The sequence below is a fragment of the Marinimicrobium sp. LS-A18 genome (assembly GCF_000463525.1).
Classification (GTDB): Bacteria; Pseudomonadota; Gammaproteobacteria; order Pseudomonadales; family Cellvibrionaceae; genus Marinimicrobium; species Marinimicrobium koreense.
This window is the reverse complement of sequence record NZ_AWEP01000002.1, coordinates 46081-57925: the sequence shown is the minus strand read 5'-3', so window position 1 is coordinate 57925 and position 11845 is coordinate 46081. Positions and strand designations below refer to the sequence as shown.

Below are 11845 nucleotides of genomic sequence, written 5' to 3'. Positions count from 1 at the left end.
AGCACGCTGCCGTCGTCCCGACAGCACATCAAGAGCACAGCCCATTCATGACTGAAAAACACGCGCAACCGTCACTGAGTTACAAAGATGCCGGCGTCGATATCGACGCGGGTGAAGCCCTGGTAGATCGCATTAAAGGTGTGGCCAAACGCACCAGCCGCCCCGAGGTCATGGGCGGGCTGGGTGGCTTTGGCGCCCTGTGCGAGCTGCCCAAAGGCTACCGCGAGCCGGTGCTGGTATCCGGAACCGACGGGGTGGGCACCAAGCTGCGCCTGGCCATGAACCTCCAGCGCCACGACACCATTGGCATCGATCTGGTCGCCATGTGTGTGAACGACCTGGTGGTGGCCGGGGCGGAACCGCTGTTTTTCCTGGACTACTACGCCACGGGCAAGCTGAACGTGGATGTGGCGGCGGATGTGGTCACCGGTATTGGCGCTGGCTGCGAACAGGCCGGCTGCGCTCTGGTCGGGGGCGAGACGGCGGAAATGCCGGGCATGTACGAAGGCGACGACTACGACCTGGCGGGCTTTTGCGTCGGCGTGGTGGAGAAATCGGAAATCATCGATGGCTCCAAAGTGGCCGCCGGTGACACCCTGATTGGTCTGGCCTCCAGCGGACCGCACTCCAACGGCTACTCCCTGATTCGCAAAATCATTGAAGTGAGCGACGCCGACCTGACTCAGGACTGCGACGGTCAGCCCCTGAGTGAAGCGCTGATGGCGCCCACCCGCATTTATGTCAAATCGCTGCTCAAACTGATCCGCGAACTGGATGTCCACGCCCTCTCCCACATTACCGGTGGCGGTCTGCTGGAGAATATCCCCCGGGTACTGCCCGCCAACAGCAAGGCAGTGATCGACACCCAGAGCTGGCAGTTGCCCGCGGTTTTCCGCTGGTTGCAGCAGGCCGGCGGCGTGGCGCCCCGGGAAATGTACCGCACCTTCAACTGCGGCGTGGGCATGGTGATTGCCCTGCCAAAGGCCCAGGAAGCCGACGCCCTGGCCCTGCTCAAGGCCGCGGGTGAAGACGCCTTTGTGGTCGGACAGATTGCCGAGGCACAGGAGGGCGAAGCCCGCGTTGAGTTGACCTCATTAGAGGGGAGCGACGCTTGAGTTCAGCCCAACCGACCCGGGTCGTGGTGCTGATCAGCGGCAGCGGCTCGAACCTGCAAGCCCTGATTGACGGCCAGCAGCGCGGCCAACTGCCGATCGATATTGTCGCGGTCATCAGCAACCGGCCCGCCGTGCGCGGGCTGCTGAGGGCCGAGCACGCCGGCATTCCCGCCGAAGTACTCGATCACACCCGGTACGACTCCCGCGAAGCCTTCGACACCGCGTTACAGGAATGCATTGACCGTTACCGGCCGGAGCTGGTGGTTCTGGCCGGCTTCATGCGAATTTTGACGCCCGCCTTGACCCGTCACTATGAGGGCCGGATGCTCAACATCCACCCCTCACTGCTGCCCAAGTACCAGGGCCTGCACACCCACCAACGGGCGCTGGACGCTGGCGAGACCGAGCACGGGGTCACGGTGCACTTTGTGACCGCCGAGCTCGATGGCGGCCCGCCCGCCGTCCAGGCGCGCGTGCCGGTGCTCCCGGACGATGACGCCGAGTCGCTCGCGGCGCGGGTTCAGAGCCAGGAACACGTCATTTACCCCCTGGCAGTGAAGTGGTTTGCCGAGGGGCGATTGCGCATGGAATCCGGCCGGGCGTTATTGAATAACGAACCTTTAGGGCCAAATGGGTATCTAATGGACACAACCCAGTCTTAAACAGGACGTACAGGAGCCTTTTATGCCCCTCAAGCACGTATTGCTGCGCACCCTAGCCACCGTCGGCTTGACCGCCCTGCTCGCCACGAGCGTCAGTGCGGAAATGCCCAAAAGCTTTGAAAACGAGTACTCCACCCGTATTTTCGGCATCAAGGTCACCGTTACCCACAAGCTGACGGACCTCGAAGATGGCGGCCAGCAGCTGCGCTTCGAGGCGGACTCCTGGATCGGCAATATTGAGGAAATCTCCCAGTTTGACTGGGTAGACGGCGTGGTTCAGCCCCGGAAATACTTCTACAAGCGCCGCGGCCTGGGCCGCGACCGGGATGCCGAGCTAACCTTCAACTGGGACAAGGAGCGGGTGATCAATGATGTCCAGGGTAAAAGCTGGGCCATGGATATCCGCAAGCGGGTCCAGGACAAGCTGAGCTACCAGATTCAGCTCCAGAAAGACCTGATCGAGGGCCGAAACAACCTGAAGTACGCCATTGCCGATGGCGGCCAGATGAAGGAATACCGGTTTGAAATTGTCGCCGAAGAGCGATTGGATACCCCCATGGGTGAGGTGGATACCGTCAAAGTCATGCGCAGCCGCGACGATGACGATCGGGTCACCTACGCCTGGCTGGCACCCAAATGGGACTATTTGCTGGTGCGTCTGGAGCAGCAGGAAGACGGTGATTCACACACGATTGACATCGATAAAGCCCGAGTTAACGGCAAAAACATCGAATCCTTCTGAATCTTCGAACATTTTTGGGCGTCCGGCGGTTGTATTCTGCCGCCACCGTCCCCATCAACGTTTAACGCGTTTTCATTCACCCGCAACCAATAGGTTAATTTATGAGCATTTCCAACAACAGCGTCGTCAGCTTTCACTACACCCTGACCGACAGCGAAGGCAAACAGTTGGACCAGTCCAATGACGAGCGTGGTCCGCTGGTTTACCTGCACGGCGCTGGCAACATCATCCCCGGCCTGGAGAAGCAGCTGGAAGGCAAGAGCGTGGGTGACAAGCTGACGGCCCAGGTACCGGCCGCCGAAGCATACGGCGAGCGCAGCGACAACCTGATCCAGGAGCTGCCGGCCAACATGTTTACCGGTGTTGAGAAGGTGGAAGTGGGCATGGAATTTCAGGCCCAGACCGAGCAGGGCACCCAGATCGTCCGCGTGGCGGCCGTTGAAGGTGACACCGTCACCATCGATGCCAACCACCCGCTGGCCGGCGTGGACCTGAACTTTGACGTGGAAGTCACCGACGTACGTGACGCCACCGAAGAAGAGATCTCCCACGGCCACGTGCACGGCCCGGAAGGTCACGAGCACTAAGCGCCCAGCGCTTGCTGCCGGGGTGCACCGCGCACCCCACGAAAAAGCCCCTGAACGCCTGGCGTCAGGGGCTTTTTGCTGTCTGCAACGGCGTAAATGGCGCCGTCACACCACCTTGATATGCCAGGGCTCGAAACGCACCCCGTAGTGGTTGTCCTTGGTGTAGCGGATCTGCACGTAGCCCAGATCCTGCATCCGCTTGAACTCGTCGGTTTCGGCAAATTTGTCAGTAAAGTTGGAGTAGCCCCAACCCACGCGGCCCACATCGAAGTCGCCGATCCCGTGATAGCTGTGGCCCGGCGGGGCCAGGGAGCGCGAGGCCTTGGACAGGTTGTAATTGGACTCCAGGCACTTGGCCACAAACAGGTGCATCTGTTTGACGTTGCCACGAACCCCGGAGGTCAGGATGACACTGTCCCCAATGTCCCGGCGCAGTTTGTCGTAATAAGACGCCGAGTCGCCCCGCAGCAGATAATGGCCGGAATAGGGAATTTTGATGGTTTCACGCGGTGGAATCTTGGCGGTGAGCTCGGTGGTGACCTTTTCGCCATAGAATCCGTACTTCTTGGCCTCGGTGAAGAACAGCTTCTCGATCATCTGGAATTCGGCCGGGGTGAAGGCCCCCACTTCCGAAAACCGTTTGCCGTACTTGAACAGCTCATCGAAGCTCAGCAGGTTGTAGTTGCCATGCCCTACCAGGCGCTCGGCACGTTTCAGGCGTACAAACAGCGAGTGCAGTACCGGCTTTTCCGCTTCGGTCAGGAAGATATCGTCAATGAAATCGCCATTGAAGTTCCGGACCTTTTCCAGAACGCGGGCGTGCGCCTCACCTTCCGCGACCTGACCCAAATGGTCGGCTGAGTGATTGTGACCACTGCAACAGCTCTCGCGGTCCGCCTGCGCCAGGTTCTGCTCGACCGCCTCCACCAGAGAACTGCTCTGAATCGAGCGCTCTTCGGTCAGGGCATCCAGTGACGGCAGGTCAACTGCGTCGGCGACCGTCGCTCGAACTCGGGAGGCCGGAGGGGACACCGGCGCACCAATCCCTTCTTCACCGTCAGGAATGGCAAAGGGATCTCCGTCCAGGTCGTAGCCGTCTTCTGCCAACGTCTCACGAGCCTGACTGCTATTCTCCGCCATTTGCCAGAGGTACGCGTTGCCGGCCGTAAAGCCAACCCCGGATACAAAGCCAACCAGTAGATCTCTGCGTTTCACCGTTCCTCTCTCGAACTTGCTGCTTTCTTGAATTGACGCGCCGCCAAACGCGGTTGGCGGGTACCGATAGTTCATTCTTGTTGAGCTCGACGCATCGGCGGATCGCCGGGAACACGAATCAGCGCTAAAAACAACCGCCTACGTCACACTCATGGCCCAACTATAGCGTATTCCCAGCCATTTTTCAGCGGTCGCTTATATCAATTCGGCTGGTTATCACCGATATCTATAAAGAACGTTCTTAACACAGGATTTGACGGCCGGGGCCCTGAAAACTTTAGTCCCGAGCGGAGACGGACCCGGCTAGATGATCTTTTCATAACCGCCGGGCGGCTAACAAAGCCACATCATAAAAACCGGATAAAGCGCGCAATTTTATGCGCTCACGATGTAAGCGCACCTCCCCTTATACCCAATCGTTCACGCTCACCCACCGGGCCCCAAGGCGCTGAAATCGCCTCCAACGCCGCTGCTATACTTCATCTGAGGCCGTCAAGCTGTCAGCCCCTGACCCAGTGCACCCACCCCCCAAACCAGAGGTGACACGCATGAGACGCCATTTTTATTTGAGTGACGATCTGGATGACCTTGAGCGCCTAGAGAGCGACCTGGAAGCTCGGGGCATTGCCCGCCCACAGATCCATATTCTGAGCAATAACGACGCTGGTCTGGAGTCCCATCACCTCCATCAGGTGGAATCACTGCTGCGCAAGGACGTCGTTCACTCGGGCAAAATCGGTTTCCTGGTTGGCCTGGTTGCCGCGGCCATTCCCCTGGTCGTCGCCTACATTGTCGGGCTGAGCGAAGGTTACCTGTGGATTCCGGTGATCTTCCTGTCGATCATTCTGCTGGGCTTCTGTACCTGGGAAGGCGGTCTGATCGGCATTCAGAGACCAAACCACCAGTACCTGAAATTTGAGCGCGCCATCAACTCCGGGCGGCACCTGCTGATTGTGGATGTGGACCCGGGGCAGGAAAAGCGGCTGATGAAAATCATCGCCGATCACCCCAATGTCGAGGATATGGGACTGGGCGAGTCGGTGCCGGGCTGGGTGGTCGGAGCCCAGAAACAGTGGCACAAGTTTGTCCGCTGGGCGCCCTGACAGACCGTCTCTCCTCCTTAGGCGGCCCACGAAGGGGTCGCCACCGTCGGGCGACCCCCGGCCCCCGGCCGGTCTGCCGCCCCAACCGATAACAAAGGCAGCGGAGCACCGCCATGGTTCTGGTAATCGTTCTGGTGTTACTGGTTGCAGGCACCCTGCTGTTTCATTTGGTCAGCCCCTGGTGGTTTACCGCCCTGGCGTCCAACTGGGGCAATATCGACAGCACCGTTGAAATCACCTTCTGGGTGACCGGTTTTGTGTTTATTGCGGTCAACCTGTTCATGGCCTACGCCATCTTCCGCCACCGTTTCCGCAAGGATCGCAAAGCCCACTACGAACCCGAGAACAAACCCCTGGAGCTGTGGCTGACCGTCATAACCAGCGTCGGGGTAGCGGCCATGCTGGCACCGGGGCTGTTTGTCTGGGCCAAATTTGTGGACCCTCCCGAGGACGCCGCTCACTTTGAGGTGCTCGGCCAACAGTGGCACTGGACATTCCGCTTCCCCGGTGAGGACGGCCAGTTGGGCCGCACCCATCCGCACTTCATGAGTGAGCAGAACCCTTTCGGCCTGGATCCGGGCGATCCCGCCGGCCAGGACGATCGGCTGGTGTTCAACAACGAACTGCACCTGCCGGTCAATCAGCCGGTGAAGGCCCTGCTGCGCTCCCGCGACGTGCTGCACAACTTCGGTGTTCCTCAGTTCCGCGTCAAAATGGACATGGTGCCGGGCATGGTGAGTTATCTGTGGTTCGAGCCCTCGCGGGACGGCCGCTTCGACATTCTGTGTATGGAGCTGTGTGGCATGGCCCACCACACCATGCGCGGTCAGGTGGTCATCGAGCCGCGCGAGGACTTTGACCGCTGGCTGGCCAGCCAGCCAACCTTTGCCGACACTCAGGACGACGATCGCGCCGATCCGCAGCGGGGCGCCCAACTGTATAGCGTCTGTGCCAGCTGTCACGGTCCGGAGGGCGGCGGCAACGCGAACATGAACGCGCCGCGGCTCAGCCACCTCGCCCCCTGGTACCTCGAGCGGCAATTGCACTTTTACAAAACCGGCGTGCGCGGTAGCCACGAAGCGGACCGTTTCGGTCAACAGATGGCCGGCATGATGGCCACCCTGCCGGATCGACAGGCGATGCGGGATGTATCCGCGCATATCGACTCCCTGACCAGTGATCCCCCCGACACCAGCGTGACCGGCGATGCGCAGCGGGGCGAACGTCTGTATCGCAACTGCAGCAGCTGTCACGGCGATCGGGGCGAGGGAAACTACGCCACCAATGCGCCGGCACTGGCCGGTCAACACGACTGGTATTTGCGTCGCCAACTGGAACACTTCAAGCAGGGGGTACGCGGTAGCCACAAGGGCGATTACTACGGGACCCAGATGACATTGATGGCCAGAACCCTGCACGACGATCAGGCCATTGATGACCTGTTGGCCTACATCAATCAACTGTAAACCGAGCACTGTCTGAGGATCCGGTATGAAATACACCGCTCTGGCCGATCAACCGGTGGCCACCCACGAGCCCACCGGATTTATCAGCAAGTACATCTGGAGTCAGGATCACAAGGTCATTGCCATTCAGTACGCATTGACCGCCGTGTTTGTCGGTCTGGTGGCTCTGGCATTATCGGCCCTGATGCGCCTGCAGCTGGGCTTCCCGGACACCTTTGACTTCATCAATCCGAATTCCTACCTGCAGTTTGTCACCATGCACGGGATGATCATGGTGATCTATCTGCTGACGGCGATTTTATTGGGCGGTTTTGGCAACTATCTGATCCCGCTGATGATCGGCGCCCGGGATATGGTCTTTCCCTACCTCAATATGCTCAGCTACTGGACCTACCTGCTGGCGGTCATTGTGCTGATGGCGAGTTTTTTTGTGCCGGAGGGCCCCACTGGCGCCGGCTGGACACTCTACCCGCCACAGACCATTCTCAAAGGCACGCCGGGGTATGAGTGGGGCATCATCTGCATGCTCGCCTCGCTGGCCATTTTCATCGTTGCCTTCACCATGGGCGGGCTCAACTATGTCACCACCATTCTGCAGGCGCGCGCCGCCGGCATGACCCTGATGCGTATGCCGCTGACCCTGTGGGGCATTTTCATTGCCACCATCATGGGGCTGCTGGCCTTCCCCGCCCTGCTGGTCAGCGCCATCATGATGTTGCTGGACAAGACCGTGGGCACCAGCTTTTTCATGCCCGCCCTGGTATCCCTCGGGGAGTCCCTGGATTACTCCGACGGCAGCCCGTTGTTGTTCCAGCATCTGTTCTGGTTTTTCGGTCACCCGGAAGTGTACATCGTCGCCCTGCCCGCCTTCGGTATCGTGTCCGATATCCTCGCCACTCACGCGCGAAAAAACATTTTCGGTTACCGAATGATGGTGTGGGCCATTGTCATTATCGGGCTGCTCAGCTTCGTCGTCTGGGCGCATCATATGTACGTCAGCGGTATGAACCCGACGTTCGGGTTTTTCTTTGCCACCACCACCCTGATCATCGCCGTACCCACCGCGATCAAGGTCTATAACTGGGTGCTGACGCTATGGCGGGGCAACATCCATCTGACGGTACCCATGTTGTTCGCCATCGGTTTTATTTTTACCTTCACTCACGGCGGCCTGAGCGGTCTGTTCCTCGGCAATGTGGTGGTGGACCTGCCGCTGTCCGATACGTACTTTGTAGTGGCGCATTTTCATATGGTCATGGGGGTTTCCCCCATCATGGTTCTGTTCGCCGCCATCTATCACTGGTACCCCCTGATCACCGGGCGCATTCTGCATCAGGGGCTGGGCAAACTGCACTTCTGGGTAACCTTTCTCGGTACCTACGCCATTTATCTTCCCATGCACTACCTGGGCTTTCTCGGCGTGCCCCGCCGCTATTACGCCATGGGGGAGACCGGTTTCGTGCCGGACTCCGCCCAGACCCTCAACGCGGGCATTACCGTTTCCGCACTGATCGTCGGTCTGGCCCAGATTATCTTCATCATCAACCTGTTCTGGAGTCTGAAACGGGGCTCACCGTCCGAGCGCAATCCCTGGCACGCCACCACACTGGAGTGGCAGACCCCCGATATGCCACCCCGGCATGGTAACTGGGGACCGGAGAGCCCGAAGGTATACCGCTGGGCTTATGCCTACAGCGTTCCGGACTGCGAGGACGATTACCTTCCCCAGAACCTGCCCCCGGATCAGGTTCGCAAACATCCAACACAGGAGGCGTCGTCATGAAACTCTGGCACGCACTGACGGAAAAATCCTGGCTCGCAGAATCCGTGCCAGCCAGCGTCCCGTTTGATTCACCGCAGCGGGAGTTTCAGAGTCGCCGGATCGCGTTGACGTTGTTTCTGGCGATCGCCACGGTACTGTTCTCTCTGTTTGCCGTGACCTTTCTGACCCACTCCCAGTACCCGGGTTTTGAAGCCCTGGCCGGGGACGCCTGGCGCCCGCTGAGCAACACGACGCGGCTCTGGGTGAACACGGGGCTGCTGGTGTTCAGCAGCGTGCTGATGCAGGTTTCCCTGAACGCGGCCCGGGCCAGTCAGCCCGGTCTGAGCCTGGCGGCTTTGCTCGGCGCCGGCTTTCTCGCACTGCAGTTCCTGATTGCCCAGATGTGGTTATGGCAGATTCTCAGCGACATGGGGTATGGGGTGCGCAGCAACCCGGCCAGCAGTTATTTCTTCCTGTTCACCGGCGTTCACGGTATTCACCTGCTGGTCGGGCTGGGCGTTCTGTATCGGCCGCTGCGCCATATGTGGCGAGCCGAGGCGGCCCGGACCATCATCGACAGTCTGCGCCTGTGCGCGCTCTATTGGCACTACCTGCTTGCGGTCTGGGTATTGCTGTTCTGGCTGCTGACCCGCTCGGCGGGTACCTATCGAGCCCTGGCCATCCTGTGCGGACTGGAGGCCTAGCCCCATGAGTAGCGATAAACCCGACACGCCTCTCACCCCCTCTGGCTGGGACAGTCTGGTCGTCGACTGGTCGGCCGATAAGCAGGCCTTCGATATGCCCTGGGGCAAACTGATGATGTGGGTGTTTCTCGTCGGTGACACCTTCATTTTCAGCCTGTTTCTGATCGGCTATATGTCGGTGCGCATGTCGGCCTCGGAGCCCTGGCCCCCGGCCAGCGAGATCTTCGCCATGGAATTGTTTGGCGCCCACCTTCCGCTGTTACTCATCGCCATCATGACGTTCATTCTGATTACCAGCAGCGGCACCATGGCCATGGCGGTGAACTGGGCGTACCGGCGCGAGCGGCAGAAGACCTTCCTGTTCATGTTGCTGACCGCGCTTCTCGGGGCCAGCTTTGTCGGGCTTCAGGCGTTTGAGTGGACCAAGCTGATTGTCGAAGAGGGCATTCGCCCCTGGGGCAACCCGTTTGGCGCCGAGCAGTTCGGCGCAGTGTTTTTCATGATCACCGGCTTTCATGGCCTGCACGTTACCGGCGGCGTCATCTACCTGGCGATTGTGGCATTCAAGGTCCGTCGCGGGGACTACGAAAAAAAAGGCTACGAAATCGTCGAGATCGCAGGCCTTTACTGGCACTTTGTCGACCTGGTCTGGGTGTTTATTTTCGCCTTCTTCTATCTATGGTGAGGTGAGCTATGAGTCATGTGGAAACCGTCGGCCAACAGCACCCGATCGGCCTTTACCTCAAGGTATGGCTACTGCTCTTTATCCTGAGCCTGTTCTCTTATCTGGTGGACTATTTTCAATTGCAGGGGGCGTTGCGCTGGTCCCTGATTCTGTTGTTCATGATGCTCAAGGCCGGTCTGATCGTATCAATATTCATGCACTTTGCCTGGGAGCGCTTCGCGCTCAAGTTCATCGTCATCGTGCCACTGTTTGCCATCCTGGTTTTCATTGCCCTGATGGCCATCGAAGCGAACTACATCGACTGGAGCCGCCTGACGTTTCTCAGTTTCCGGTGGAGCGGTGGGAGCCCCTGACCATGCGCCGCTGGATCCTGGTCGCCACAGGCCTGCTGTTGATTCTGTCCGCCGCCACGGGCTACCACATCCTGACCCATTATGCCCCGCCGCCAACCTTGCAGGGCGCGTACCTACAGCCCGCCCGAAAGCTCGACGCGTTCACTTTGCTGGACCATCATGGTTCACCCTTCGACCGCTCGGACCTCAAAGGGCAGTGGCACCTGATCTCTTACGGCTATACCCACTGCCCGGATATATGCCCCACCACTCTGGTCCAGGTAGCGGACATGATGGCGTTATTGGAGCAGGCGGAAGACTATCAGGACCTGAGAGTGTTGTTTTACAGCGTGGATGGGGACCGGGACCGGCCCGAGGTGCTCGCGCAGTATGTGCCCTACTTTCATCCACAGTTCATTGGTCTGACCCGCGCCGAGCAGAGCCGCCGACAGCATAAGAATTTTGAGCAGGGGCTGGGAATATTGGCCCGAGTGGGGCCGGAGGGCGTGGAGCACGGGCTGATGCTGTTCTTACTCAACCCGAGGGCGCAACTGCAGGCGGTGTTCAAGCCCCAGCGCAACGAGCGCGGTAATTATCAGTTCAGCGTGAGTCAGCTACTGAAAGATTACCGCGCTGTGCGGGACTATTACGCAACGCAGTCCGACCCGATCAGGTCTTTGGCAGAGTGACGCCGCGCTGTCCCTGGTATTTCCCGCCCCGGTCCCGATAGGACGTCTCGCACACCTCATCGGACTCGAAGAACAGCATCTGGGCGACACCTTCGTTCGCATAGATTTTCGCCGGCAGGGGCGTGGTGTTGGAGAACTCGAGGGTCACATGGCCTTCCCACTCGGGCTCCAGTGGAGTCACGTTGACTATTATGCCGCAGCGGGCGTAGGTCGATTTGCCCAGGCACACCGTCAGGATATTGCGCGGAATCCGGAAGTATTCCACGGTCCGGGCCAGGGCAAAGGAGTTCGGCGGAATGATGCACACATCACTCTTGACGTCGACAAAGCTGTTATCGTCGAAGTTCTTGGGGTCGACTACCGATGAGTAGACATTGGTAAAGATCTTGAACTCGTCGGCACAGCGCACATCGTAGCCATAGCTGGAGGTGCCGTAGGAAATCATCCGCTCGCCGTTTGCGTCATAGCGCACCTGCCCCGGCTCAAAGGGCTCAATCATGCCTTCCTGCTCCGCCATGCGGCGCATCCATTTGTCAGACTTGATACTCATCGGGTTCTCCCACAGAGGGCGATTCAGTTGAAAATGAAGGGAGCGCATCATAGCGGTTTTCACGCCCAAATCCCACCTTTGCAAGGCCACGTTCGGCCGACGCAACACCCAATGCCCGAAAACACAGCCCTGGCGGGAATATGCGGTGTCCCACTTTACGCCGGGCCATGTCCCTCTTTGATTCACACTCCAAAGTGGGACGACCCACTACCGGCCGAGGCGTAAGTTGACAC

13 protein-coding genes are annotated in these 11845 nt (G+C 59.4%); 11 read left to right on the top strand and 2 right to left on the bottom strand.

Translation table 11 applies throughout. The features are described from left to right. Positions 1-47: 47 nt before the first annotated feature. The 4 genes from purM (at position 48) to N645_RS0100245 (ending at position 3106) form a co-directional block, all read left to right on the top strand. Positions 48-1115: a phosphoribosylformylglycinamidine cyclo-ligase gene (gene purM / locus N645_RS0100260; protein ID WP_024459506.1), complete on the top strand. Its 1068-nt coding sequence runs from the start codon at positions 48-50 to the stop codon at positions 1113-1115. Then, positions 1112-1777 carry a phosphoribosylglycinamide formyltransferase gene (gene purN / locus N645_RS0100255; protein WP_024459505.1) on the top strand — a complete coding sequence of 222 codons (666 nt, stop codon included), beginning with the start codon at positions 1112-1114 and terminating at the stop codon, positions 1775-1777. Before purM ends, purN begins: the two co-directional genes overlap by 4 nt. Before the next feature lie 22 nt (positions 1778-1799). After that, complete coding sequence (locus N645_RS0100250; protein ID WP_024459504.1) at positions 1800-2519, top strand: DUF3108 domain-containing protein; 720 nt, start codon at positions 1800-1802, stop codon at positions 2517-2519. A 101-nt stretch (positions 2520-2620) separates the two neighbouring features. Beyond that, positions 2621-3106 carry a peptidylprolyl isomerase gene (locus tag N645_RS0100245; RefSeq protein WP_024459503.1) on the top strand — a complete coding sequence of 162 codons (486 nt, stop codon included), beginning with the start codon at positions 2621-2623 and terminating at the stop codon, positions 3104-3106. A gap of 105 nt (positions 3107-3211) precedes the next feature. Here N645_RS0100245 and N645_RS17310 read toward each other — a convergent pair whose 3' ends face one another. Continuing rightward, on the bottom strand, positions 3212-4321 hold the full coding sequence (locus tag N645_RS17310) for a M15 family metallopeptidase (protein WP_193744932.1): 1110 nt from the start codon (positions 4319-4321) through the stop codon (positions 3212-3214). A 548-nt stretch (positions 4322-4869) separates the two neighbouring features. On the opposite strand from N645_RS17310, the gene N645_RS0100235 reads away from it, so the two are divergent. The 7 genes from N645_RS0100235 to N645_RS16400 all read left to right on the top strand — a co-directional run bounded on the left by N645_RS0100235 (position 4870) and on the right by N645_RS16400 (position 11062). Further along, entirely contained in the window at positions 4870-5424 is a 555-nt protein-coding gene (locus N645_RS0100235; RefSeq protein ID WP_024459501.1) for a hypothetical protein, read from the top strand. Between the two features lie 113 nt (positions 5425-5537). After that, the gene (locus N645_RS0100230; protein ID WP_024459500.1) at positions 5538-6890 is read left to right on the top strand and encodes a c-type cytochrome; all 1353 of its coding nucleotides are present in this window, start codon (positions 5538-5540) and stop codon (positions 6888-6890) included. Positions 6891-6915: 25 nt separating this feature from the next. Beyond that, complete coding sequence (locus N645_RS0100225) at positions 6916-8673, top strand: cbb3-type cytochrome c oxidase subunit I (RefSeq protein ID WP_024459499.1); 1758 nt, start codon at positions 6916-6918, stop codon at positions 8671-8673. After that, the gene (locus N645_RS0100220; protein ID WP_024459498.1) at positions 8670-9356 is read left to right on the top strand and encodes a cytochrome c oxidase subunit 3; all 687 of its coding nucleotides are present in this window, start codon (positions 8670-8672) and stop codon (positions 9354-9356) included. The genes N645_RS0100225 and N645_RS0100220 overlap by 4 nt, the downstream gene beginning before the upstream one ends. A 4-nt stretch (positions 9357-9360) precedes the next feature. Next, on the top strand, positions 9361-10041 hold the full coding sequence (locus N645_RS0100215) for a heme-copper oxidase subunit III family protein (RefSeq protein ID WP_024459497.1): 681 nt from the start codon (positions 9361-9363) through the stop codon (positions 10039-10041). Between the two features lie 8 nt (positions 10042-10049). Beyond that, complete coding sequence (locus N645_RS0100210; RefSeq protein WP_024459496.1) at positions 10050-10394, top strand: cytochrome C oxidase subunit IV family protein; 345 nt, start codon at positions 10050-10052, stop codon at positions 10392-10394. Between the two features lie 2 nt (positions 10395-10396). After that, positions 10397-11062 (top strand): SCO family protein, encoded by a 666-nt coding sequence (locus N645_RS16400; protein WP_152521592.1) that lies wholly within the window; start codon positions 10397-10399, stop codon positions 11060-11062. Here N645_RS16400 and dcd read toward each other — a convergent pair. Next, positions 11043-11612 carry a dCTP deaminase gene (gene dcd / locus N645_RS0100200; protein ID WP_024459494.1) on the bottom strand — a complete coding sequence of 190 codons (570 nt, stop codon included), beginning with the start codon at positions 11610-11612 and terminating at the stop codon, positions 11043-11045. The genes N645_RS16400 and dcd overlap by 20 nt on opposite strands. Positions 11613-11845: the final 233 nt, after the last annotated feature.

What these genes read in the sequence shown, in the direction of transcription:
- N645_RS0100250 (WP_024459504.1), top strand. Translation starts at nt 1,800, where the DNA reads ATGCCCCTCAAGCACGTATTGCTGCGCACCCTAGCCACCGTCGGCTTG.
- N645_RS16400 (WP_152521592.1), top strand. Translation starts at nt 10,397, where the DNA reads ATGCGCCGCTGGATCCTGGTCGCCACAGGCCTGCTGTTGATTCTGTCC.
- N645_RS0100230 (WP_024459500.1), top strand. Translation starts at nt 5,538, where the DNA reads ATGGTTCTGGTAATCGTTCTGGTGTTACTGGTTGCAGGCACCCTGCTG.
- N645_RS0100245 (WP_024459503.1), top strand. Translation starts at nt 2,621, where the DNA reads ATGAGCATTTCCAACAACAGCGTCGTCAGCTTTCACTACACCCTGACC.
- N645_RS0100215 (WP_024459497.1), top strand. Translation starts at nt 9,361, where the DNA reads ATGAGTAGCGATAAACCCGACACGCCTCTCACCCCCTCTGGCTGGGAC.
- N645_RS0100220 (WP_024459498.1), top strand. Translation starts at nt 8,670, where the DNA reads ATGAAACTCTGGCACGCACTGACGGAAAAATCCTGGCTCGCAGAATCC.
- N645_RS0100225 (WP_024459499.1), top strand. Translation starts at nt 6,916, where the DNA reads ATGAAATACACCGCTCTGGCCGATCAACCGGTGGCCACCCACGAGCCC.
- N645_RS0100235 (WP_024459501.1), top strand. Translation starts at nt 4,870, where the DNA reads ATGAGACGCCATTTTTATTTGAGTGACGATCTGGATGACCTTGAGCGC.
- purM (WP_024459506.1), top strand. Translation starts at nt 48, where the DNA reads ATGACTGAAAAACACGCGCAACCGTCACTGAGTTACAAAGATGCCGGC.
- dcd (WP_024459494.1), bottom strand. Translation starts at nt 11,612, where the DNA reads ATGAGTATCAAGTCTGACAAATGGATGCGCCGCATGGCGGAGCAGGAA.
- N645_RS0100210 (WP_024459496.1), top strand. Translation starts at nt 10,050, where the DNA reads ATGAGTCATGTGGAAACCGTCGGCCAACAGCACCCGATCGGCCTTTAC.